The sequence below is a fragment of the Enterobacter chinensis genome (assembly GCF_034008295.1).
GTDB classification, from domain to species: domain Bacteria; phylum Pseudomonadota; class Gammaproteobacteria; order Enterobacterales; family Enterobacteriaceae; genus Enterobacter; species Enterobacter chinensis.
Genome location: NZ_JARDVI010000001.1, coordinates 499105 through 519924 on the forward strand (window position 1 = coordinate 499105; position 20820 = coordinate 519924).

The following is a 20820-nucleotide window of genomic DNA, read 5'->3' on the forward strand; positions in this document are numbered from 1 at the left end:
GCGTTTCTTTTACACGAATTGCGTTAACCCGGAGATTATGAAGACACATCCACAGTACGAACCCTGGCTGCAGGGCATGCTTATCATCGCGAAACACTATCGGCTGGATTTCTCAGCGGAGCATGTTCGGGTCACGGTTAACCATGAAAGCCAGTCTCCACGCCAGCTGGTGCTGGAGGAGATGGCGCGTCAGCTTGGGCTGGGGTTGCGTATGGTGGCGGCTGAAGCGGTATCCCTCGATCCGTGGCGCCTGCCGCTGCTGGCGGAATTCACCGGCGGACAAATCGCGGTCATTAACCGCATGGATAGCGAAGGCAACGTCAGCCTGCAGTTTAGCGGCGATGCGGGGCTGGAGACGACGCTGACGCGTGAAGAACTTGGGCCACGGCTAAAGGAGCTAATGGTGCTGCGTCCGCTCGAGTCCACGCCGGATGCCCGCGTGGATGACTACATTAAACCGTATGAGAAAAACTGGTTCTGGCAGCTGGCGCTGAAGGACTGGCGACGCTATAGCGACATTATGCTGGTGGCGCTGGTTGCCAACGTGCTGGCGCTTTCAGGCATGGTCTTCTCCATGCAGGTGTACGACAGGGTTGTACCGTCGCAGTCGGAAGCCACGCTGTGGGTGCTGTTTGGCGGCGTGATGATTGCCATCGTGTTTGAATTCATCATGCGCATGCTGCGCGTGCATATTTCTGACGTGGTGGGGAAACGCGCCGACCTGCGCATCTCCGAACGCGTTTTTGCCCACGCGTTGCGGATCAAAAATGGCGCACGCTCCAAATCAACCGGATCGTTTATCGCGCAGATCCGCGAGCTGGAGTCGGTGCGCGAGCTGATCACCTCCACCACCATTGCGGCTATCTCCGATCTGCCGTTTTTCCTGCTGTTCGTCTTTATTCTGTGGATGATTGGCGGTCCGCTGGTGCTGGTGGTCCTGCTTGCCGTGCCGCTGCTGCTCATCCCCGGCCTGCTGGTGCAGCGCCCGCTGGGGAAACTCTCCAGCGAAGGGATGCGTGAATCCGCTATTCGTAACGCCACGCTGGTGGAGGCGGTGCAGGGCATTGAAGACATCAAGCTGATGCGTGCCGAGCAGCGTTTCCAGAACCAGTGGAATAACACCAACGACGTCGCCGCCAGCGTCGGCATGAAGCAGCGCTGGCTGACGGGCCTGCTGCTCACGTGGACGCAGGAGGTGCAGTCAATCGTATATGCGGTGGTACTGCTGGTCGGCTGTTACCTGGTCATCAGCGGTGACATGACCACCGGTGCGCTGGTAGGGACCTCGATTCTGGCATCGCGCACTATCTCGCCGCTGTCGCAGATCTCAGGCGTGCTCTCGCGCTGGCAGTCGGCAAAAGTGGCCCGCAAGGGGCTGGACGACCTGATGCAGCGTCCGATTGACGATCCGCAGCACGGCAAAAAGGTGCACAAAGCCCACCTGCGTGGCGACTATAACCTTGAGGACGTCGGGTTTTATTACGACGAGGAAGAGAAACTCACCGTGCTCAACATCAGCAAGCTGCAGATCCGCGCCGGAGAGCGCGTGGCGGTGCTTGGGCGTAATGGCTCCGGTAAAAGCACGCTGCTACAGCTTCTGGCGGGCATGCAGGAGCCGCAGCAGGGCAGCATCCTGCTGGACGGTATTGCCCTCAATCATCTGGACCCGGCCGACGTGCGTCGCGACATGCAGCTGCTCAGCCAGCAGGCCCGGCTGTTCTTTGGCTCAGTGCGGGACAACATCCTGATGGGGAACCCGCTGGCGACAGATGATGAAATTCATCAGGCGCTGGTCAACAGCGGCGCGCTGGAGTTTGTGCGCAAGCAGAAAATGGGGCTGAACACCATCATCAACGAGGGCGGAACGGGCCTGTCGGGCGGTCAGCGTCAGGCGCTGCTGCTGGCGCGCGCGCTGATTACCTCCCCGAATATCCTGCTGCTGGACGAACCTACCGCCTGGCTGGACGAAATGAGTGAGAAGCAGTTTATTCAACATCTTCACACCTGGCTGAGCAAGCGCCGGACGCTGGTCGTGGCGACGCATCGCCTGCCGATTCTGGATTTGGTCGACCGTATCATTGTGCTGGAAAACGGCAAGGTAGTGATGGACGGCCCGCGCGATGCGATCCTGCATCAGCACGGTATGGCGCCGCAGAAAGGCGCACAGCGCACGGTGACCATGAAGCCGGCGGCGGTTGCCGAGGAGGGCGCGGCATGAATGATTTGTCTCGTTTCAATAGCCGACTGAAGGAGCCCCGCCTGCCGCGCTCGTCACTGGTGGCATGGTCGCTCTTCGCCCTGCTGGCGGTGTTTATCGCCTGGGCAAGCCTGTTCCATCTTGATGAAGTGACGACCGGCAGCGGCAAGGTAATACCGTCTTCTCATGAGCAGGTCATTCAGTCCCTGGAAGGCGGCATTATCCACAGCCTGATGGTGCGGGAAGGCGACATTGTTGAACGCGGCCAGCAGCTTGCGCAGCTTGACCGGACAAAAACCGAGTCGAGCGTGCTGGAGAGTGCGTCTCGCCTGAAAGCGGCGCTGGCAACGGCAGCGCGCCTGAAGGCCGAGGTGAACGACTCGGAACTCGCGTTTCCGGATGAGCTGGATGACGACGTTGAGCTGGTCAAACAGGAAACGGCGCTCTATCAGTCCCGTCGTGAAAGCCTCGAAAAAGGGCTGGCCGGTTTACGTCAGGGCGCAGAGCTGGTGCAGCGCGAGCTGTCGTTAACCCGTCCGCTGGTGACCCAGGGGGCGGCCAGCAAGGTTGAGGTGTTACGTCTTGAGCGTCAAAAAAATGAGCTTGAGAATAAAATCACCGAGATGAAAAACCAGTATTACGTTCGCGCCCGTGAAGAGCTGGCGAAAGCCAATGCGGAGATTGAAGCCCAGCGTTCGGTGATGAAAGGGCGTGAGGACTCCCTGACCCGGCTGACCTTCAATGCCCCGGTTCGCGGGATCGTGAAGGATATTGACGTCACGACCGTGGGAGGCGTTATCCCGCCGAACGGCAAGCTGATGAGCCTGGTCCCGCTTGACGATCAGATGGTGGTCGAAGCGAAAATCTCGCCGCGCGATGTGGCGTTTATTCATCCTGGCCAGAAAGCGCTGGTGAAAATTACGGCCTATGACTACTCCATTTACGGCGGGCTGGAAGGGGAAGTGACCATGATTTCGCCAGACACCCTGCAGGATGAGGTGAAAAGGGATGTCTACTACTATCGCGTCTATATTCGTACCGACAGTAACCATCTGACCAATAAGCAAGGTCAGGAATTTCCGGTTTTTCCGGGCATGATTGCCACTGTGGATATTAAAACCGGCAGCAAAACTATTCTGGATTATCTGTTGAAGCCGCTGAACAAGGCAAAAGAGGCGCTGCGGGAACGATAGATGAATGGCGTTCGGGACACCGAACGCCTGCTGGATTATGCCGTTGGCGTTACGTTATGAGCGTGGCGTCGCTCTTTAGGTACAACATTGATGTAATGCGTGACGTATGCAAAATATAACCCGGCATAATTTTCGACCAGTTCGAGAAATGCCGGGTATACCGACATCCGACCATCACCGCGATCTTTCAGATAACCCGCCTCCTGTGCCATTTTGATAATTCGGTTGACGTGAATGCGTGAAACAAAAAATTCTTTTGCGAGCGAGTTGGCTGAATACGCAATGACTGCACCGTTAGCCGATTTGTTTTTCATGGCCTGCAGATAAATATAAAGCATAATCATGCGGCCGCCATCCTTATCGATAAATAATCCCACTTCTGGCAAAACCTTTCTGAACGTTAATCCCCGAAAAAGATACTCAGCCGCACGGCGGAAAAAGTTATTTCTCAATGCATCATTATCCAGTAAGTTAACATTGATATTAAATTTAGGATAAAGAATGCTGACCGGCAGAAATGCGCCAGACATATATCGCTTTAGTTCATTCAAACCTTTTTCGGTTGGTGCGATTTTTGTTTTGCGTCTGTCTTCCGTGCACCGCCAGGTCTTGATGCGTCCTGTGGTTCTGAGTATCGTAATGATAGCAATAACGCTGTTGGGGCTGGCTATCTTATAGCGAGAACATAACGCTTTAATCTCTGATACTGACTCGGCCTGATTTCCAAAAATAAAACAACACATGGAGAGGATAATGTTAAATCGTGATTCCTGTAGCATTGTTTTGTAGAAAAGAGGTTGTTTTTTGTAGATGGTGTCATTAATTGTGTAGTGCTCTAATATTGCCTCACCGAATCGCGGATTGTTCTTTATAACATCCCTTCGATGTAGCAAGGCCCTGGATGAGACGTGATTATCCATAGCATTTTTCTCGTATTTAAATGAGCCGATAGATGAAGTGTTTAGTCTTCTTTTTCGGAACTCACATTATACCCTGAGAATGAGGTGTTTGCCGTGGGTATTTGCAAAGAAAAGTATATTTAAACGTCGGTGATTAACGCAAAGATGTTCCTGTGAATTCGGCTGATAACTATTTCTTAGCCTGAGGCTGTACTGTAAAATTAATGTTTATAACGGGTGCGTTAAATTTTACGCATTCACAAATGGAAATGGCGCTTCAGTGCCCAGGAGCAGGTTATGACCCACAAAATTTCTCTGAGAAATGGGGCGTGCGATGAACAAAAATTTGTCGTTTCAGCCTGCGCGTTCACATTCCTGGGATATCGTGAGATCCTTAGCAAGTACGGAATACAGGCCTCGCATATTCACTTTGAGGGGGATGAGGTATCCCAACAGGATATGGAAAATATCCTTATAAATCAAAGATCTCATATTGTGGTGTTTCTCGGAAAAGGTATCGTCAATCTACTGGAAACCCTGAAGCGGCTGGCATCCGTGCTCAATACTCTTCCCGTTATTCGATGCGTCACCCTGTACGGTGACATTCCGGATGGCTGGTTGTATCGCACCCTGGGCAGTCTTTTAAATAATAGCTATCAATTATCATTGATTCGTATTGCCCGCGTTTCAGATGTCATAACCTGTTCTCATACGCAACATAACGATTTTAAGGATCGTTCGTACTTATTACGCGATCGCTGCAGGGATAATTCTTCGCAAGAAAACGTAAAGTGGCTAACAAAAAGAGAGATTGACGTTTTATTAAGTTTCTACCGCGGCATGTCCGTAAAAGAAATGTGTGACGTAATGGGGCTTTCTAATAAAACGGTTTATACTCACCGCAAGGAAGGCGTGATGAAATTACGCTTGATTAAACAATGGCTACACGATCCGCATAATTTTAAAGCCGAAGGGGGTATTAAACATCAGTGTCAAAAGACAGAGTTCACGGATAAGGAAACAGAAATATTAAATGCGCTACTTAAAAAAGAGATCTTCCCTTCCTATCAGATTATTACCGATCGTGACAAGAAAGGTGTAGGTTTTGAAATACTGATTCGTTGGGATAAAAACGGTAAAATTGTCAAGCCAGCCAGTTTCCTTACAGATATCTCAAATCACGAGATATGGTTAAAAATAACGGCGTTAGTCATTCATGCCGCCGTTTCGGGGATTAATAAATATAATGGGAAATACTATTTTTCAGTGAATATTCCACCTGTGCTGGCCTCAGGGAATGCATTACCTGATATGGCCAGGAAAGCTATCGGTATGCTGCTTAAACCGCAATGGGCCGAAAAGCTGGTCTTTGAGTTTGCAGAAGATATTGACGTGACCAAGGACAAAAGGATCCCTGAAACCATGCGGCAGTTACGTAATACGGGGTGTCGATTGTTTCTGGATGACTGTTTCTCTAATCATCAAACCATGTTCCCGGTGCGGCAGGTGCATTTTGATGGACTCAAGCTGGATCGGGACATCGTTGAGCATTTTGTGGCAAACGACAATGACTATAACTTGATTAAAGCGATACAGCTTTATAGCGACATGACCGGTACGGACTGTATTGCGGAGGGGGTTGATAGTGAAGAAAAGTTTGAGAAATTAGTCGCGCTGGGCGTCAAAAACTTTCAGGGGTATTATTTATCGCGTGCTGTAAAAGAGGAAGAGTTAGACCGCATGGTCAGGTTGTTTAGTTAAGAAAAAATAAAGCCCCGAAGGGCCTTTTATTATTTTCGACCCAGCAACAGGCCGAGAACAATACCGACCGCACCCGCTGCGACGAGGCCGGTGAGGGGGTTATTTCTGACAGCTTCAGTGACGTCGGAAACGGCATCGCTGGCCTGTGCGGCATATTTTTTAGCCGCGCCTTTGACCTGGTGCTTCGGTGAATCAACGAATTCACCAAACTGCTGCTGCGCTGAGCCTGCAAGTTCATCAAGTTTATTTTTTGCTTTGTCTTCAGCAAACTGGGTGTTTTTATCAGTACCGAAATCAGACATTTTTGCCTCCTTTTGTTGATAATTAAAGGATAGCCGCTCTTTGCCGACATGAGAGATGAAAGGCTAATTTCGGCATCCGATACGGTGGTTTTCGGATATATCTCTATGCCGCTAACCCGTTATTCGGCAAATTTCAGCAGCGCTTCGCCATCAAGACGATAGCGAACCCATTCGGACTGCGGCAGCGCGCCAATGCTCAGGTAAAAGTCGATGGCGGGCTGGTTCCAGTCGAGCACGCTCCATTCAAGGCGTCCGCACTGCCGCGTTACCGCGAGCTGCGCGATATGTTTCAGCAGCGCTCTGCCCGCGCCTTTACCGCGATACTCCGGGGATATGTACAGGTCTTCCATATAAATCCCGTTGCGTCCGAGCCAGGTAGAATAGCTGGTGAAGAACACGGCATAGCCAGCAGTCTTGCCTGCAAACTCCGCGATCAACGCTTCGGTTTTAGTGCCTGCGCCAAAGAGCGTTTGGCGGATCTCCTCCGGCGTGGTAACCACTTCTTCCGGCGCTTTTTCATACACCGCCAGTTCATAAATCATGGCGTAAATGGCCGCCGCATCTTCGGGACGTGCCTGACGAATGGTGATGCTCATTGTTGTTCCTGTTTTTAGCGTGTGTTTCGATTGATGGCGTTAAGCATACGGAGTATTGTTCGAAGAATTAAGTGCAATGAAATCAACAAATGATGAATATTATGCATCCGGCACTAAGGCGGCTTGATTTAAACCTGCTGCCCGTTTTCGACGCGATTTACCGCCACCGTTCCGTTAGGCTGGCCGCTGATGAGCTGGCGATGAGCACATCGGCGCTCAGCCATGCGCTGTCGCGTTTGCGCGCCACCCTGAATGACCCGCTATTTTTTCGGGAAGGGCATCGCATGTCCCCCAGCGTGTATGCCTCTCAGCTTGCGCCTTCCATTGCTTCCGCACTGTCGTTTCTTAATCATGAGCTGACCCCGCAGCCGGAGTTTGACGCGGCCAGCAGTACGGAGAGCTTACAGATTGCGATTACGGATTTTACCGCGCTTTGCATTTTTCCGGCCCTGATGCACAAGCTGCAGCTTGCTGCCCCGGGTTTACGTTTTGAATTGCGCTACCTGCCGCACAGCCCGGCGCTGACGGAACTGCTGGCGGGCGAGGTGGATCTGGCGCTGGGTTTCAGCACGCCGGATGATTTTCGCCATCCAGAACTGGAAGAGATCGGCTGGTTTGAAGATGAATATGTGGTCATCAGCAACGCAAACCGGACGCGGCTGACGCTGAAAGATTATCTCGCGGCCCGGCACCTGGTGGTAACGCCGTGGAATGAAAAGCAGGGCGTTCTGGATGTGCGGCTCGAACAACTGGGCTATACCCGGCAAATCGCGATCAAAACGCCATCGATGCTCAGCGCACCGTTTATCGTAGCGGAAAGTGACCTGCTGATGGCCATCCCCAGGTATGCCGCTGAGAAACTGACTGCGGCAGCGGATCTGAGGATATTTGCGTTACCGTTCCCGATACGCAGGTTTGAAGTGAAAATTTACTCGCATAAACGCAGCGGCCAGCGGGGCGCGACCCGCTGGCTTAAAGAGGAGCTGCAAACGCTGGCGCAAGGACTTCATTCCGGGCTGTCCGGCTCCCAGGAGAGGATATCGCCGGGTTGACACTGCAGCGCCTCGCAAATTTTGGCCAGCGTATCAAAACGTATCCCTTTCACCTTTCCGGACTTGAGCAGCGACAGGTTTTGCTCCGTGATCCCCACAAAGGCTGCCAGCGCTCTGGACGTCATTTTCTTCTCTACCAGCATTTTGTCCAGATGAACCACAACAGCCATAATCAGATGAACTCCTTATTTTCTTCTTCCGCTTTGATCCCTTCGACCAGGGAGTGAAACGTCACCAGCAGCAAGCTGCCTGTTAATAACAGTACAAAATCCCCCAGCAAAAGGGTGACCTGGTAGTAATGTCCCGGCCACGCGATCGTCAGCGGGATCAAAAAGCGAGACATCGGCAGCGCGATGCCAAGGCTTAGCATTGCGATGGCAATCTTACGCACGCTGTTTGCCAGTGGTCGGGAGAGGATCTGTTTTTGACGCACCTGACGCGTGACGCTCATTCCCTGCCAGATAGCAAAGGCAAAAAGACCGGCAGGAAGATAAAGGATCGCCAGCAAGAGTAGCTGGCGAAGCGGCGACACCGTCGTTATTTGCAGAGTGTCATTCTTAACCTCGGCGAACGTAAGCATAGTGGAAATAAAAAGCGACTCACCGGTGAAATAGATCCACAGGGGGACGATTAATACCAGGATGAGAAATAGCGGTAGCAACCCTGCAATGAGCACCAGACTGAGTTTATTCCTCGCACCGTTCACGTTAAACCTTCCTGAATATTTCATATTATTTTAAGACCAGCATGCTCAAGCATGACATAAGCATCAGCGCGATAGCAATCTTGACGCCGTTCAGAGAGTTAGCACCGTGTTTCATCCAGGGTTTTGACCACGCGTGATACACGCTAACGGCAAGATATGACGCCTGAATGACCCAGGTAAGCATTCTGAATAAGTAACCCGAACTGCTCAGATGGGTAATTGTCTGCATCATTTCCATGCAATACAGAATAATTCCGACGGTCAGCATCGTGTTGACCAGCCGAAGCTTATAATGCGCGGCCCACGTTCCGCACACAAACAGCAGAGCCGAGGCAAAGGTCAGTATCGCCCAGAGGATATCAATCCAGTTCATGATGTACCTCTGCTGCATTATCTGGCTGCGTTAATAACAGTCGTATTGCCGGGACAATCACCGGCCACGCGGTGTCGGAGAGGATCACCACGGCGCTTTGTCGCTGTCGGTCGAAGGCGATAGCGGCTGCGAACCCCGACGACTCACCATCATGCCAGGTGATATCACGCCCCTTAATGCGCGTGGTGAACCAGCCATAGCCCACGCGTGAATCGGGGTCGTCAGTCGGAAACTGCGGCGTCATCGCGTCGCTCCCGGCGAGCTCTCCGGACAGCAGCGACTGAGCATAATTGGCCATATCGACAATGGTCGAACGCACGCCACCGGCAGGCGCAAATGCGTGCATTATCCACGGCGCTTCGCTGAAACCTGATGCGGTACTACCCTGGCTGAACGCGGGCGAGGCAGGTGTTGAATCGCCGGCGACGAGGGAATCTGTCATGTGCGCCTGGGCGAAAAGCCGCGTTTGCAGAAGCTGGGTAAAGGGTTGATGCGCTGCGCGTGCCAGCGCCAGTCCCAGCAGCGCGTAGCCGGTGTTAGAGTAGTCAAATCCGGCGGGGCGTTCGAGGCTGGCTTTATTCACCATCTCTATTAACGTCTTCTCCCTGAAGCTCCAGAAATTGTCACGCAGGATGATGGTTTTAAGTACCTGAATTTTCTGGAGTAACGACGTTGCCAGCGGCGGCAGACCGGAGCGGTGCGATGCCAGCTGCGCAAGGGTAATATCGCTCGCCGGGCCTGCTATCTCCGGGATGAGTTCGCCGACGCGGGTTTGCGGGGTCACTTCACCGCGTCGCTGCGCCTCAATCAGCAGGCTGCCGGTCATGGTTTTGGTCAGGCTGGCGATTTCATACTGTTTTGTGAAATCACTGTCCCACAGGGCGTACTGCACGCCTTTCGGGGTGATGACGGCGGCGGCAACGCTGCCTCGCGCGCCGCTGAGGAGGGGCGTTAAGAACGAGACGACCGTTGCATCTCCCGCCAGGCGTGGAGAGGGTTTACTGAATCCCGGCTGCAGGTAGATGCCTGCGGCAATCAGCGACATAAAAACCGTTCCTGCGGCTAACAATCGCGTACGGCTGCGCACATATTGTTTGCTCATGGTTGCGCCTCAGAATTGATATTGGATCATTGATGAGAGGGTGTACTGCATTCTGCTTTTTACCAGCGGGCTCTTAGCCGCTTCATCGAGCAGACAGGCCGCGCGACCAGCGACTCCAGCCGCCAGGTTTTCACTGATGTGCCAGACCAGTTCGCTATCGACTCCTCCTTCCTGTAAACCCGATGAAGGGGAATACGCCTCAAAATCAGTGCGCTGAGACTGGCTAACGGTGACCCCATAGTGGCGCTGCTGATAGCCGCTGTTCGCCCAGGTGATATCACCAGCGACCGAAAATTCGACGTGCTGCCCGCGCCAGAGGATAGTCTTTACGCCGCCGTTCACGGTCCTCGCCAGGGGCTGCGTCTCGCCACCGTACCGGTGTGTTTGCGTTGCGCTTAATGCGCGCAGCCAGAGCCCCCAGTCCCCACGTTGATAACGCAGCTCCCCGCCCGCCATCAGCATGTCGGACAGATCGCCCATTCCCTGCAGGTCACGATCTTTTCTGGCGGAGAAGGGGTAATTAATTATCTCTTTTCGCCCCTCATCTGAGGCCAGCAGCAAACTCACGGCAAACGGGGACTCGGGTTGAAACGTCCAGACCAGTCCCTCCGTGGAGAGATCCCATTGCCCCCAGTCTTCACTCTTCAGGCTCAGACCGCCTTTAAGTAGCGGCCCGGGCGCGGAGTGCCGCGATCCCGAATAAACGGGACTGACCGCGGCACCCAGACCCGCATAACCGGACAGCTCCGCACTGTGTAAAGGGGCGCAAAGCGCCATCCCCGCGAGCGAAACGCCATACAGCAGACTTCTGTTCATTCGATGCCTCTCCTGGCAAAGGTACGTTGAAGTGTGTGCAGGCTAGCCTGGTGTTTATCGTTTAACAATAAACATTTATTGTTTTACACTAAATTTGGTAGGGGGACGCAAGTGCTCTCGTTAAAAAGAGATGCGACCGGGGAGGAAAATCGGCTATCGTAACCCTATGATTGAATTAATGGTTCGCAGGAACGCCGTTGTAACAGGACGATAAATGATTGATGACATCCGTTATCTGATAGTGTTTGCAAAGATTGCTGAGGCAGGATCCATTTCAGGCGGGGCAGAGGCTTTAGGGCTTACGACAGCAACGGCAAGCACGCATTTATCTAAGCTTGAAAAAAATCTTGGCTGCGCGCTGCTGTACAGAAACACCCGTAAACTGTCTCTCACTCACGACGGCGTTAATTTGCTGGAAACGGCCAAATCGATGCTGGCGCTGTATGAGCAGGGGGTTATTGAATTTAAGCAGCGTTCGATTTCAACGGCGAATAAGCTGCATATTTCTATTCCAGCCGTATTTCTGAACAGCGCGTTTACTCGTCATCTGGCCACTTTTATAAAAAAACACCCGGGTATTTTACTGAACATTTCTTACAGCGATACGCGCAGAGATATTATTGCTGACGGTATTGATGTTGCATTTCGAATCGGCGAACTTCCGGACAGCTCACTTAAAGCGCGGCATCTTTTTGTGCTGCCCCGGCAGTTAGTTGCCTCCCGGGATTTGCTCAGCCATTATCCCCCAATTAAACATCCTGATGACTTAGCGCAGCTGCCGTGGATTGGACTCAATATGAGGCAGAATAAGCGGGAATTCCGGCATGAAAATGGGGAAGTTGCCGTCGTAACGTATACACCTACCGTGTATGTTGATAATGTCGAAGCCGCCTATTCCCTCGCAAAGCAGCAAATTGGCCTCGCGGCACCTCCTCGCTATTTAAGCGAAGAGGACGTTAAGCGCGGAGAAATGCAGGCTTTACTCCCTGGTTGGTCATTAGAGCCGCTGAAAGTCTATGCCGTATGGCCTTCAAATATTTCGACCAGCAGTATTGCCTACAAATTGATTAATGATATGTATAACTCAGTTGAGTTTCACACGTTATGAATGGCTTAAGAACTGTAAAGAGAGCATGTAACACGCCGTAATAAGCAACAGCCCGCCCATCAATACGTTAAACGTACGGATACGTTGCGTGCTCCTGAGTAGCACCGATACCTTTTCTCCCAGCAGCGCCCATGCAGAAAGTGACAGATAGCACACTAAAAAATAGATGATTATAAAGACGAGTACTGTCGCAGGGTTTGAGGGTTCAGAAAACATAGCTGCCCCCGAGGCGCACGCGGTCCATGCTTTTGGGTTGACCCATTGCATTAAGAAACCCTGAATGAAACCGGGTGAATCTGTTTTTGATAATGACATATCTGGCCGGGATGCCGCTATCTTATAGCCCAGGTACATGATAAATAATGAACCTGCAATATTGAGATACTGAAAGAACAGAGGATGTCTTTCGATTGCGGCGTAAAACCCGAAACACACTAAGAAAAGTAATAACGTAAACCCCGTTGTTGCACCTGATACAAATGAGAATGTCTTTCTAAAACCATTAACGGCTCCTGACGATATAATCACCATATTAACGGGGCCAGGTGAAAAAGAAAGCGTCAGTGAAAATATAAACATCGAAAAAACTAATAACATTTTATCTCCGCATGTTGGTTTATCTGCAATATAGGTACTGTGATTTTTTCATTCACTACTTGTCTCATCATGTTTCTGAAGACTACCCGGGAACGATCGTCAGAGTAAGTGGCTTTTCTCTAAAGGTTTGTTTGAGTTTTTTTGCTTTTGTAGGCTAATACCCATTTGAATGGGTAGGGTAGTCTCGTTTGAGGCTTTAGCAGATGTGCTTGCAGAGTCGTGACCTGGAAGACGAGGTGGGTTGCCGCTGATTTCCCACGCTGGGCATAGCGTGCGATACACGATGCCAGCAATGGGTTACGGCGGCGTCAAAGATTGTCAGGGTTGTTCGAAGTGCTGATCCAAACCTTAATTAGACTCAACATTATCAACCCCATAACAACGGCGACGCTAGTTACGATAATATAAGATGACATGAAATTACCTTTTTCTATTCAGATTGTTTAATTGACTTTTTATTTTTGCGTTAGTTCCTTAACCACGAGAATTTATTTGGTGTTGTCATTTTATAATGATGTGTTTTTGGTGGGCTATTTGTAAAAAAAATGCCTGCATTTTGCAGGCTTTAATAGTGAGTCATTGTTGTTATTCTAATTCAAAAAATAAATCACATATAAATAGCACTTTACTGACTGCGTTGTAGCCGGCACAGCCTGTCACATATGAATTTTTGCCGCATCAAGTATCTTCTTAGAGGTGAGTTCACTGTCAGAAGCTACATAGACAAAGTTGTGATCTCCGGTTAACGATGGGAAACCCGCAGACATTATCTGAAGGTGTATTTCTTCACCGTTCGGATACTCCTGCCTTACGGACGTCGTTCCTTGCAGTACAGTGACAAGTTTACTCGGCTTTCCGTTGAAAAAAACGATTACATTCTTCATAGACCACCCTGTATTTTTGGGGATTTCCAAAGTAATACTTGCTAATAGAGTGCATTACTTTGTCATTTTTGAACCCTTTAGAAAAATTAAAGCAAGCATTTCTTTGCCGGAACGTGTATTGTGGCAGTCCTTAAAATCAGGAGAAGTCTATGTCTGGACGTAAAAATACACAATTCCGTCGAAATCATTTAGTCAAATGTCCATGCCCAAATTGTTCTAAAGATTCAGAACATAGTTTTAATCGCGTGCAAAAGGGTGCTCAACTTGTCTGCCCGTATTGCAATGCTTTGTTTAAATCTACTCAACGCTTCTGAATCTGTTAGTTGTCAGAAAGAAAATTTATTGAATATATTTATTTTTTTTGGCAACAAGTTATCTTCTTGTCATGAAGGCAAGGAAGTGATGCTTTTGGAGGTTGCCTAATTTGTACTATAATCTATCTAAAAGTATTACATTTGAAGCTGCAGGACCTTTATCGCCGCTTAGAATAGCAAATTCGACTTTCTGACCTTCAAACAGTGTCTTAAAGTCATCTCCCTGGAGTGCAGAGAAATGAACAAAAACATCTTTACTGCCATCAAGCGGGGAGATAAAACCAAATCCTTTACCTTCATTAAACCACTTAACCAAACCTTGAATTCTTGAAGACATAAATACTCCTTTTAAATGCTATTAAAATGATAAGGAAGGACTAAAACGTATGGACTCAAAAGGAGGGGATATCAGCGATAGCGCCTGGTTATGAGGACTGACTTGCAAAATATTTTCATTCGGTATTGCATCGAACTAACTAAAGCATTAAGGCACGAATAGAGTCAATAAGCAATCTTTATTTTAGCCGTCTGGGCGGCCTTTTAAAGATGATTAGCTAAAATCAATATTTCCTGTATAGTTGAAGCTCGATTACTACAAGGAAATTATTTGTCTCGTAAAATGACAGGAATTGTCAAAAGTTTTGACTTCAAGAGTGGAAAAGGTTTTATCATCCCATCAGATGGCCGAAAAGATGTTGTTCTACATATCTCCGCATTAAATAACAGTGAAAATCAATCGTTAGAGCCAGGCGTTCGTGTTGAATTTTATCGCATAAACGGACTCAGTGGACCGATGGCGGCTAACATATTTTTTTCCTAAAAATATGAAACCAATTAAAAACGTACAATGCCTAACCAGTGTGGGATTTGAATTCCACTGGTTCTATTAATTTCGCTCCTTGATTTTTAACACCCCCCACAGTGCATGAAATTGCATGTCAGATAAACCTCTCTCCGATAGTGCCTTTTGACCATATTGAATAGCAGACTGATAACCATAGAAAACGTAATGTTTACATGAGGCTGCTTTAAAACATACAATACCCCCCTATAGTATCAGGAGGGCGTATGCCGCATTCACCCGCAGATAAAAAACGTATCCTTACTCGCGTCCGTCGCATTCGGGGCCAGGTTGATGCCCTTGAACGTGCGCTGGAGTCGGGCGAACCCTGTCTGGCCATTCTGCAGCAAATTGCCGCCGTGCGTGGGGCAGCTAATGGCCTGATGGGCGAAATGGTTGAAATTCACCTCAAAGACGAGCTGGTGGCGGGGGAAACAACGCCGGATCAGCGAGCCGTACGCATGGCAGAAGTCGGCCATTTGCTGCGCTCTTATCTAAAATAAACCCACACACCTCACAATAAGGGAAGACAATATGAAATCTCGCGCTGCAGTTGCATTTGGTCCCGGCCAGCCGCTCAAAATCGTTGAAATCGACGTGGCACCGCCTAAGAAAGGTGAAGTGCTGATTAAAATCACCCATACCGGGGTATGTCATACCGATGCGTTTACGCTGTCGGGCGACGATCCAGAAGGCGTCTTCCCGGCGGTGCTTGGCCATGAAGGGGGCGGTGTTGTGGTGGAAGTGGGCGAGGGCGTGACCAGCCTGAAACCCGGCGATCACGTGATCCCGCTGTACACGGCGGAATGCGGCGAGTGTAAATTCTGTAAATCCGGTAAGACCAACCTCTGCCAGGCGGTTCGCGCCACGCAGGGGAAAGGGCTGATGCCGGACGGTACCACCCGTTTCTCATACAACGGCGAGCCTGTTTATCACTACATGGGCACCAGCACCTTCAGCGAATACACCGTTTGCGCGGAGATCTCGCTGGCGAAGGTGAACCCGCAGGCGCCGTTGGATAAAGTCTGCCTGCTGGGCTGCGGCGTAACCACCGGCATTGGCGCGGTGCACAACACGGCAAAAGTCAAAGAGGGCGACACCGTGGCGGTGTTCGGTCTCGGTGGCATTGGCCTGGCGGTGATTCAGGGCGCGGTCCAGGCGAAGGCCGGTCGTATCATCGCGGTCGACACCAACCCGGAGAAATTCAAACTGGCGGGTGAAATGGGCGCGACCGACTTCGTGAACCCGAAAGATCACGAGAAACCGGTTCAGGATGTCATTGTTGAGATGACCGACGGTGGCGTTGACTTCAGCTTCGAGTGTATCGGCAACGTTAACGTGATGCGTTCCGCGCTGGAGTGCTGCCACAAGGGCTGGGGCGAGAGCATCATCATTGGCGTGGCCGGTGCGGGTCAGGAGATTAAAACCCGTCCATTCCAGCTGGTCACCGGACGCGTATGGCGCGGTTCCGCCTTTGGCGGCGTGAAGGGGCGTACCCAGCTTCCGGGGATGGTTGAAGATGCCATGGTCGGAAAGATTCAGCTCGATCCGTTCATTACCCACCGTTTACCGCTGGAGCAGATCAACGACGCGTTCGATCTGATGCACGAAGGAAAATCCATCCGCACCGTCATTCATTTCGGCGACAAGTAACTCTTCTGCCAGCGGTTTTTAGCCGCTGGCGTTTCTTTAATAATCTTCTCTAAAGTGTGACCAGTGCGGCGTTTTTAGCCGTAATCTAAATCCCAACCGTGCCGATGACTATCTGACAGGCGTGTTTTTACGCATCTTACCTACAAGAGAGTCGACGGTCATGGACAACACTACTTCGATGCCGGCGCAGCGCAAGCTGAGCTTCTTGCATCACATCAGGCTGGTTCCGCTGTTTTCCTCCATTCTCGGTGGCATTATCCTGCTCTTTGCCTTGAGCTCGGGTCTGGCGGGTTATTTCCTGCTGCAGGCCGATCGCGATCAGCAGGATGTCACATCCGAAATTCAGGTGCGTATGGGGCTGTCGAATAGCTCAAACCATCTGCGAACCGCGCGTATTAATATGATCCACGCCGGTGCGGCAAGCCGTATCGCGGAGATGGATGCCATGAAGCAGAACATCGCCGAGGCGGAAACGCGGATTAAGCAGTCCCAGGATAGCTTTACCGCCTACATGAACCGTGCAGTGCGCACGTCTGCCGACGAAGCGCTGGATGCTGACCTGAAAGCGCGCTACGACGCCTACATCGCGGGTCTTATGCCGATGGTCAAATTTGCCAAAAACGGCATGTTCGAAGCGATTATCAACCACGAAAACGAAACGGCACGCCCGCTGGACGAGGCTTATAACGCCGTGCTGCTGAAGGCGATCAAGATCCGTACCGACCGCGCCAGTGCGCTGACGGCACAGGCTCACAGCCGCACGCAGTTGGGTCTGATGTTTATGGTGGGCGCGTTTGCGCTGGCGCTGGCGCTGACGGCGATGACCTTTGTTGTGCTGCGCCGCACGGTGATCAACCCGCTGCAGCGTGCCGCGAAACGCATCGAAAATATCGCCAAAGGCGACCTGACGATGCCGGACGATGTAGCCGGGCGCAGCGAGATTGGCCGCCTGACGCGCGATCTGCAAACCATGCAGCACTCGCTTGAAAACACCGTGGGCACCGTACGTCAGGGTGCAGAGGAAATCTACCGCGGCACCAGCGAGATTTCTGCCGGTAACACCGATCTCTCTTCGCGCACCGAACAGCAGGCTGCGGCGATTGAGCAAACCGCCGCGAGCATGGAGCAACTGACCGCAACGGTGAAACAGAACGCCGATAACGCGCATCATGCCAGCAAGCTGGCGGAAGATGCCTCCGGCAAAGCCAGCCGCGGCGGTCAGATGGTCTCCGGCGTGGTCAAAACCATGGGCAATATCTCCACCAGTTCGAAGAAGATCTCTGAGATTACCGCCGTGATTAACAGCATTGCGTTCCAGACCAATATTCTGGCGCTTAACGCCGCGGTGGAAGCGGCGCGTGCGGGCGAGCAAGGGCGAGGGTTTGCCGTGGTGGCAAGTGAAGTCCGTACCCTGGCAAGCCGCAGTGCAAATGCAGCAAAAGAGATTGAAAGCCTGATCAACGAATCGGTTTCTCTGATCGACCAGGGCTCCGGTGAAGTTGTCGCCGCGGGTCACACCATGAATGAAATCGTCGATGCGGTTAAGCGCGTGACCGATATCATGCTGGAGATCGCCGCCGCGTCCGATGAGCAGAGCCGCGGTATCGTGCAGGTCAGCCAGGCGATTTCCGAGATGGATAAGGTCACCCAGCAGAACGCCTCGCTGGTGGAAGAAGCCTCCGCCGCGGCGGCGTCTCTGGAAGAACAGGGCGCGCGTCTGACCGAGGCGGTCGGCGCATTTCGTCTGAGCGGGGCAAAGCCGGGCCGCGCGGTAATGTCTGCTCCAGTGGCGAAGAGCTCACCGTTGCGTCCAGCGGCAACGGTGTCCGGGGATAACTGGGAGACGTTCTGAGTAGCGTGTTGTGTCGGGTGGCGGCTTCGCCTTACCCGACCTACTTGTATTTGTAGGCCCGCGTAAGCGTAGCGCCACCGGGCAAAAAAAAGGGACCGAAAGGTCCCTTTTTTCATCCGTTACTTCTTATCGGGTAACGCATAGGCGATAACGTAATCACCGCGATCCGGCGACTGGCGAGCGCCGCCGGCGTTAATGATGATGTACTGTTTACCGGTTTTCGGCGACACGTAGGTCATCGGGCCGGACTGGCTACCGACCGGCAGGCGGTCTTTCCAGATCTCTTTCCCGGTGGCGGTATCAAACGCGCGCAGGTAGAAATCCTGCGTGCCGGCGAAGAACAGCAGACCGGACTGGGTAGAAAGCGATGCCCCGAGCGTCGGCATCCCGATTGGGATTGGCATGTGCATACGAATGCCGAGCGGGCCGGTATCTTCCACCGTGCCGACAGGGACCTGCCACACCAGCTTGCCGGTTTTCAGGTCAACGGCCGACATAGTACCAAACGGCGGCTTCTGGCACGGAATGCCCAGCGGTGACAGGAAGCGTTCGCGCATTGCGCCGAACGGCGTGCCGTCCATCGGAACGATACCCATCTCAATGCCGCTGGCGTTTTTCGCCACGTTAGCGCGCGGCACCATGTAGTTTGCCAGCCCCAGGCGCATATCGTTGACGAACATCAGGCTGTTGTTCGGGTCAACGGAGACGCTGCCCCAGTTCATCCCGCCGAGAGAACCGGGGAACTGCAGGGAACGGTCGAGCCCCGGCGGGGTGAAGACGCCCTGATGACGCATCTCTTTAAACTGAATGCGGCACAGCAGCAGGTCGACAGGTGTCGCCCCCCACATGTCGGATTCGGTCAGCGTCTGGTTGCCAATCATCGGCATGCCAACGGAATACGGCTGGGTCGGAGAGTAGCGTTCACCTTCAACGTTACCCGCCGGAACAGGACGTTCCTCAACCTTCGCCACCGGCTTGCCGGTTTCGCGGTTAAGCATGAAAATCATGCCCTGCTTGCTGGTCTGCACCAGCACAGGGGTGGTGCCGCCTTTACCGTCTGGCAGGTCGTACAGCAGCGGCTGGGAAGGCAGGTCAAAGTCCCACAGGTCGTGGTGGGTGGTCTGGAAATGCCAGCGCACCTGACCGGTGGTTGCGTCAACGGCGACGATGGAAGAACTGTACTTATCGTCCAGCGCGGTACGCTCGCCCGCCCAGAAATCCGGGGTGGCGTTGCCGGTTGGCAGGTAGATCAGGTTCAGCTTCGCGTCGTAAGACATGGCAGACCAGACGTTCGGTGTGCCGCGCGTGTAGGTCTGGCCTTCCGGCGGCAGGCCTGTCAGGTTCGGATTACCCGGATCCCACGCCCACGCCAGCTTGCCGGTGTGAACGTCGTACGCGCGCACCACGCCCGGCGGTTCGCCGGTGGAGTAGTTATCCGCGACGCGACCGCCGACGACAACGACATTCCCGGCAACCAGCGGCGTGGAGGTTTGCTGATAATACCCGGGCTTGATCTCGCCCATGCCGATGCTCAGATCCACGGTGCCATGGTCGCCAAAGTCTTCACAGACTTTGCCGTTATCCGCGTTAATGGCAATCAGGCGGGCATCGGTGGTCGGCAGGAACAGGCGGCGAGGGCAGGCCGCAGGCTGTGTCTCAGTCTGTGACGTTGTCACGCTTGAGCGTTCTTCAAAGTAGCCCAGACCGCGGCAGCGCTGCCAGTTAGGCGCGGTGGCTTTGGAATCGTAGCGCCATTTTTCTTTACCGGAATCCACGTCCAGCGCCAGCACTTTGCTGTACGGGGTACAGACATAGAGCGTGTCGCCAACCTGCAACGGGGTGTTCTGATCTTCCGCGCCGGAGCCGTTGCTCTGCGGAATATCGCCAGTGTGTGCAACCCAGGCGACCTTCAGGTCACTGACGTTTTGTTTGTTAATCTGGTCCAGCGCGGCGAAGCGGTCGCCGTGCGTGGTGTTACCCCAGTGCTCCCAGTTTTTTTGCTGCTCGCCGGGCGCGACGGGTTTCACCGGCACGGGCTCGTTCGCTGCCACGAGAGTTTGCGGCTTAAACATCCAGCCCAGGCTAACCAGCATCACAACCGCGAGCACGACCGCGGTGCCAAAAGCGGGCGCCTTGTTCGGTGCGCGGTGGTTGGCTGCGCGCAGGAAAGGCCAGACGATGGCGCAGAGGAAGGCCAGTACGGCAAAGGTAAACAGGCGGGAGAAGAGCGGCCAGAAATCCCAGCCCGCATCGCTTACCGCCCAGAACAGTGAGGCAATAAACGCGATACCGTAAAGCACGATCCCGCCGGTGCGATTAAGAAAAATCAGGATCGCGGCAATCACCATTACCACGCCCATAATCAGGAAGTAACTACTTCCGCCCACGGTGGTGAGCTTAAAGCCCAACCCGCCGACGGCCAGACCGATGAGCATCATCAGTCCGGCAAGAAGCCACTGCAGAATACGAGGTATCCCGCGCGGCGCGCTGCCAAATGCCATGTCTTTCTCCTTTCGATCCCCCCGCCGTGTTGGGTGTGTACCAGTTGGGTAATAATTGCGGGGAGAGTAATGA

At 52.6% G+C, this 20820-nt stretch carries 23 protein-coding genes; 10 read left to right on the top strand and 13 right to left on the bottom strand.

The features are described from left to right. Positions 1-37: 37 nt before the first annotated feature. Positions 38-2218 (top strand): type I secretion system permease/ATPase, encoded by a 2181-nt coding sequence (locus PYW49_RS02475; protein ID WP_320385545.1) that lies wholly within the window; start codon positions 38-40, stop codon positions 2216-2218. After that, a complete protein-coding gene (locus tag PYW49_RS02480; RefSeq protein WP_320385546.1) occupies positions 2215-3390 on the top strand; it encodes an HlyD family type I secretion periplasmic adaptor subunit in 1176 nt (391 codons plus the stop codon). The genes PYW49_RS02475 and PYW49_RS02480 overlap by 4 nt, the downstream gene beginning before the upstream one ends. Positions 3391-3425: 35 nt before the next feature. On the opposite strand, the gene PYW49_RS02485 is transcribed toward PYW49_RS02480, so the two are convergent. Next, positions 3426-4310: a MarR family transcriptional regulator gene (locus PYW49_RS02485; protein ID WP_320385547.1), complete on the bottom strand. Its 885-nt coding sequence runs from the start codon at positions 4308-4310 to the stop codon at positions 3426-3428. Positions 4311-4586: 276 nt separating this feature from the next. Between PYW49_RS02485 and PYW49_RS02490 the strand changes: the two genes are divergently transcribed. Continuing rightward, on the top strand, positions 4587-6050 hold the full coding sequence (locus PYW49_RS02490; RefSeq protein WP_320385548.1) for an EAL domain-containing protein: 1464 nt from the start codon (positions 4587-4589) through the stop codon (positions 6048-6050). Between the two features lie 29 nt (positions 6051-6079). Here PYW49_RS02490 and PYW49_RS02495 read toward each other — a convergent pair whose 3' ends face one another. Continuing rightward, positions 6080-6352, bottom strand: coding sequence for a DUF883 family protein (locus tag PYW49_RS02495; RefSeq protein ID WP_047348589.1), 273 nt, complete (start codon positions 6350-6352; stop codon positions 6080-6082). A 119-nt stretch (positions 6353-6471) separates the two neighbouring features. Beyond that, a complete protein-coding gene (locus tag PYW49_RS02500) occupies positions 6472-6948 on the bottom strand; it encodes a GNAT family N-acetyltransferase (RefSeq protein ID WP_320385549.1) in 477 nt (158 codons plus the stop codon). A gap of 89 nt (positions 6949-7037) precedes the next feature. Here PYW49_RS02500 and PYW49_RS02505 point away from each other — a divergent pair, with 89 nt between their 5' ends. Beyond that, positions 7038-8000, top strand: a complete 963-nt coding sequence (locus PYW49_RS02505; RefSeq protein WP_320385550.1) for a LysR family transcriptional regulator — start codon at positions 7038-7040, stop codon at positions 7998-8000. Here the strand turns inward: PYW49_RS02505 and PYW49_RS02510 are convergent. Genes PYW49_RS02510 through PYW49_RS02530 form a run of 5 tightly spaced genes read right to left on the bottom strand, consistent with a single transcriptional unit; the run spans position 7955 to position 10997 of the window. Next, positions 7955-8170, bottom strand: coding sequence for a helix-turn-helix domain-containing protein (locus tag PYW49_RS02510; RefSeq protein ID WP_024908393.1), 216 nt, complete (start codon positions 8168-8170; stop codon positions 7955-7957). The two genes, PYW49_RS02505 and PYW49_RS02510, sit on opposite strands and share 46 nt — an antisense overlap. 2 nt (positions 8171-8172) lie before the next feature. Then, positions 8173-8706, bottom strand: coding sequence for a DUF2975 domain-containing protein (locus tag PYW49_RS02515; protein ID WP_320385551.1), 534 nt, complete (start codon positions 8704-8706; stop codon positions 8173-8175). A gap of 25 nt (positions 8707-8731) precedes the next feature. After that, complete coding sequence (locus tag PYW49_RS02520; protein WP_134350224.1) at positions 8732-9079, bottom strand: hypothetical protein; 348 nt, start codon at positions 9077-9079, stop codon at positions 8732-8734. Continuing rightward, positions 9066-10181 carry a serine hydrolase domain-containing protein gene (locus tag PYW49_RS02525; protein WP_320385552.1) on the bottom strand — a complete coding sequence of 372 codons (1116 nt, stop codon included), beginning with the start codon at positions 10179-10181 and terminating at the stop codon, positions 9066-9068. Before PYW49_RS02525 ends, PYW49_RS02520 begins: the two co-directional genes overlap by 14 nt. Before the next feature lie 9 nt (positions 10182-10190). Further along, positions 10191-10997: a MipA/OmpV family protein gene (locus PYW49_RS02530; protein WP_320385553.1), complete on the bottom strand. Its 807-nt coding sequence runs from the start codon at positions 10995-10997 to the stop codon at positions 10191-10193. 214 nt (positions 10998-11211) lie between these two features. On the opposite strand from PYW49_RS02530, the gene PYW49_RS02535 reads away from it, so the two are divergent. After that, on the top strand, positions 11212-12105 hold the full coding sequence (locus PYW49_RS02535) for a LysR family transcriptional regulator (RefSeq protein ID WP_320385554.1): 894 nt from the start codon (positions 11212-11214) through the stop codon (positions 12103-12105). On the opposite strand, the gene PYW49_RS02540 is transcribed toward PYW49_RS02535, so the two are convergent. The 3 genes from PYW49_RS02540 to PYW49_RS02545 all read right to left on the bottom strand — a co-directional run bounded on the left by PYW49_RS02540 (position 12100) and on the right by PYW49_RS02545 (position 13586). Next, a complete protein-coding gene (locus PYW49_RS02540) occupies positions 12100-12702 on the bottom strand; it encodes a LysE family translocator (protein WP_320385555.1) in 603 nt (200 codons plus the stop codon). The two genes, PYW49_RS02535 and PYW49_RS02540, sit on opposite strands and share 6 nt — an antisense overlap. Before the next feature lie 308 nt (positions 12703-13010). Beyond that, the gene (locus PYW49_RS23355; RefSeq protein WP_353620398.1) at positions 13011-13118 is read right to left on the bottom strand and encodes a YnaM/YnfT family protein; all 108 of its coding nucleotides are present in this window, start codon (positions 13116-13118) and stop codon (positions 13011-13013) included. 240 nt (positions 13119-13358) lie between these two features. Further along, complete coding sequence (locus PYW49_RS02545; RefSeq protein WP_134350229.1) at positions 13359-13586, bottom strand: hypothetical protein; 228 nt, start codon at positions 13584-13586, stop codon at positions 13359-13361. A 149-nt stretch (positions 13587-13735) separates the two neighbouring features. Here PYW49_RS02545 and PYW49_RS02550 point away from each other — a divergent pair, with 149 nt between their 5' ends. Then, positions 13736-13900: a YnfU family zinc-binding protein gene (locus PYW49_RS02550; RefSeq protein ID WP_286164430.1), complete on the top strand. Its 165-nt coding sequence runs from the start codon at positions 13736-13738 to the stop codon at positions 13898-13900. A gap of 115 nt (positions 13901-14015) precedes the next feature. Here the strand turns inward: PYW49_RS02550 and PYW49_RS02555 are convergent, their stop codons facing one another. Next, positions 14016-14237, bottom strand: a complete 222-nt coding sequence (locus tag PYW49_RS02555) for a cold shock domain-containing protein (protein ID WP_134350230.1) — start codon at positions 14235-14237, stop codon at positions 14016-14018. 270 nt (positions 14238-14507) lie between these two features. Here PYW49_RS02555 and cspF point away from each other — a divergent pair, with 270 nt between their 5' ends. From cspF to PYW49_RS02575, 4 genes are all read left to right on the top strand, one after another. Beyond that, positions 14508-14720, top strand: a complete 213-nt coding sequence (gene cspF / locus PYW49_RS02560) for a cold shock-like protein CspF (protein WP_134350231.1) — start codon at positions 14508-14510, stop codon at positions 14718-14720. 248 nt (positions 14721-14968) lie between these two features. Further along, positions 14969-15244 carry a metal/formaldehyde-sensitive transcriptional repressor gene (locus PYW49_RS02565; RefSeq protein ID WP_134350232.1) on the top strand — a complete coding sequence of 92 codons (276 nt, stop codon included), beginning with the start codon at positions 14969-14971 and terminating at the stop codon, positions 15242-15244. A 31-nt stretch (positions 15245-15275) separates the two neighbouring features. Further along, a complete protein-coding gene (locus tag PYW49_RS02570; protein ID WP_134350233.1) occupies positions 15276-16394 on the top strand; it encodes an S-(hydroxymethyl)glutathione dehydrogenase/class III alcohol dehydrogenase in 1119 nt (372 codons plus the stop codon). A 160-nt stretch (positions 16395-16554) separates the two neighbouring features. Next, positions 16555-18246, top strand: coding sequence for a methyl-accepting chemotaxis protein (locus PYW49_RS02575; protein ID WP_320385556.1), 1692 nt, complete (start codon positions 16555-16557; stop codon positions 18244-18246). Between the two features lie 119 nt (positions 18247-18365). Here PYW49_RS02575 and PYW49_RS02580 read toward each other — a convergent pair whose 3' ends face one another. Next, positions 18366-20747, bottom strand: a complete 2382-nt coding sequence (locus PYW49_RS02580) for a glucose/quinate/shikimate family membrane-bound PQQ-dependent dehydrogenase (protein ID WP_320385557.1) — start codon at positions 20745-20747, stop codon at positions 18366-18368. Positions 20748-20820: the final 73 nt, after the last annotated feature.

Excerpts from the sequence above, each read along its gene's own strand:
- PYW49_RS02475 (WP_320385545.1), top strand. The coding sequence starts at position 38 with ATGAAGACACATCCACAGTACGAACCCTGGCTGCAGGGCATGCTTATC.
- PYW49_RS02480 (WP_320385546.1), top strand. The coding sequence starts at position 2,215 with ATGAATGATTTGTCTCGTTTCAATAGCCGACTGAAGGAGCCCCGCCTG.
- PYW49_RS02485 (WP_320385547.1), bottom strand. The coding sequence starts at position 4,310 with ATGGATAATCACGTCTCATCCAGGGCCTTGCTACATCGAAGGGATGTT.
- PYW49_RS02490 (WP_320385548.1), top strand. The coding sequence starts at position 4,587 with ATGACCCACAAAATTTCTCTGAGAAATGGGGCGTGCGATGAACAAAAA.
- PYW49_RS02495 (WP_047348589.1), bottom strand. The coding sequence starts at position 6,352 with ATGTCTGATTTCGGTACTGATAAAAACACCCAGTTTGCTGAAGACAAA.
- PYW49_RS02500 (WP_320385549.1), bottom strand. The coding sequence starts at position 6,948 with ATGAGCATCACCATTCGTCAGGCACGTCCCGAAGATGCGGCGGCCATT.
- PYW49_RS02505 (WP_320385550.1), top strand. The coding sequence starts at position 7,038 with ATGATGAATATTATGCATCCGGCACTAAGGCGGCTTGATTTAAACCTG.
- PYW49_RS02510 (WP_024908393.1), bottom strand. The coding sequence starts at position 8,170 with ATGGCTGTTGTGGTTCATCTGGACAAAATGCTGGTAGAGAAGAAAATG.
- PYW49_RS02520 (WP_134350224.1), bottom strand. The coding sequence starts at position 9,079 with ATGAACTGGATTGATATCCTCTGGGCGATACTGACCTTTGCCTCGGCT.
- PYW49_RS02525 (WP_320385552.1), bottom strand. The coding sequence starts at position 10,181 with ATGAGCAAACAATATGTGCGCAGCCGTACGCGATTGTTAGCCGCAGGA.
- PYW49_RS02530 (WP_320385553.1), bottom strand. The coding sequence starts at position 10,997 with ATGAACAGAAGTCTGCTGTATGGCGTTTCGCTCGCGGGGATGGCGCTT.
- PYW49_RS02535 (WP_320385554.1), top strand. The coding sequence starts at position 11,212 with ATGATTGATGACATCCGTTATCTGATAGTGTTTGCAAAGATTGCTGAG.
- PYW49_RS02540 (WP_320385555.1), bottom strand. The coding sequence starts at position 12,702 with ATGTTATTAGTTTTTTCGATGTTTATATTTTCACTGACGCTTTCTTTT.
- PYW49_RS23355 (WP_353620398.1), bottom strand. The coding sequence starts at position 13,118 with ATGTCATCTTATATTATCGTAACTAGCGTCGCCGTTGTTATGGGGTTG.
- PYW49_RS02545 (WP_134350229.1), bottom strand. The coding sequence starts at position 13,586 with ATGAAGAATGTAATCGTTTTTTTCAACGGAAAGCCGAGTAAACTTGTC.
- PYW49_RS02550 (WP_286164430.1), top strand. The coding sequence starts at position 13,736 with ATGTCTGGACGTAAAAATACACAATTCCGTCGAAATCATTTAGTCAAA.
- PYW49_RS02555 (WP_134350230.1), bottom strand. The coding sequence starts at position 14,237 with ATGTCTTCAAGAATTCAAGGTTTGGTTAAGTGGTTTAATGAAGGTAAA.
- PYW49_RS02565 (WP_134350232.1), top strand. The coding sequence starts at position 14,969 with ATGCCGCATTCACCCGCAGATAAAAAACGTATCCTTACTCGCGTCCGT.
- PYW49_RS02570 (WP_134350233.1), top strand. The coding sequence starts at position 15,276 with ATGAAATCTCGCGCTGCAGTTGCATTTGGTCCCGGCCAGCCGCTCAAA.
- PYW49_RS02575 (WP_320385556.1), top strand. The coding sequence starts at position 16,555 with ATGGACAACACTACTTCGATGCCGGCGCAGCGCAAGCTGAGCTTCTTG.
- PYW49_RS02580 (WP_320385557.1), bottom strand. The coding sequence starts at position 20,747 with ATGGCATTTGGCAGCGCGCCGCGCGGGATACCTCGTATTCTGCAGTGG.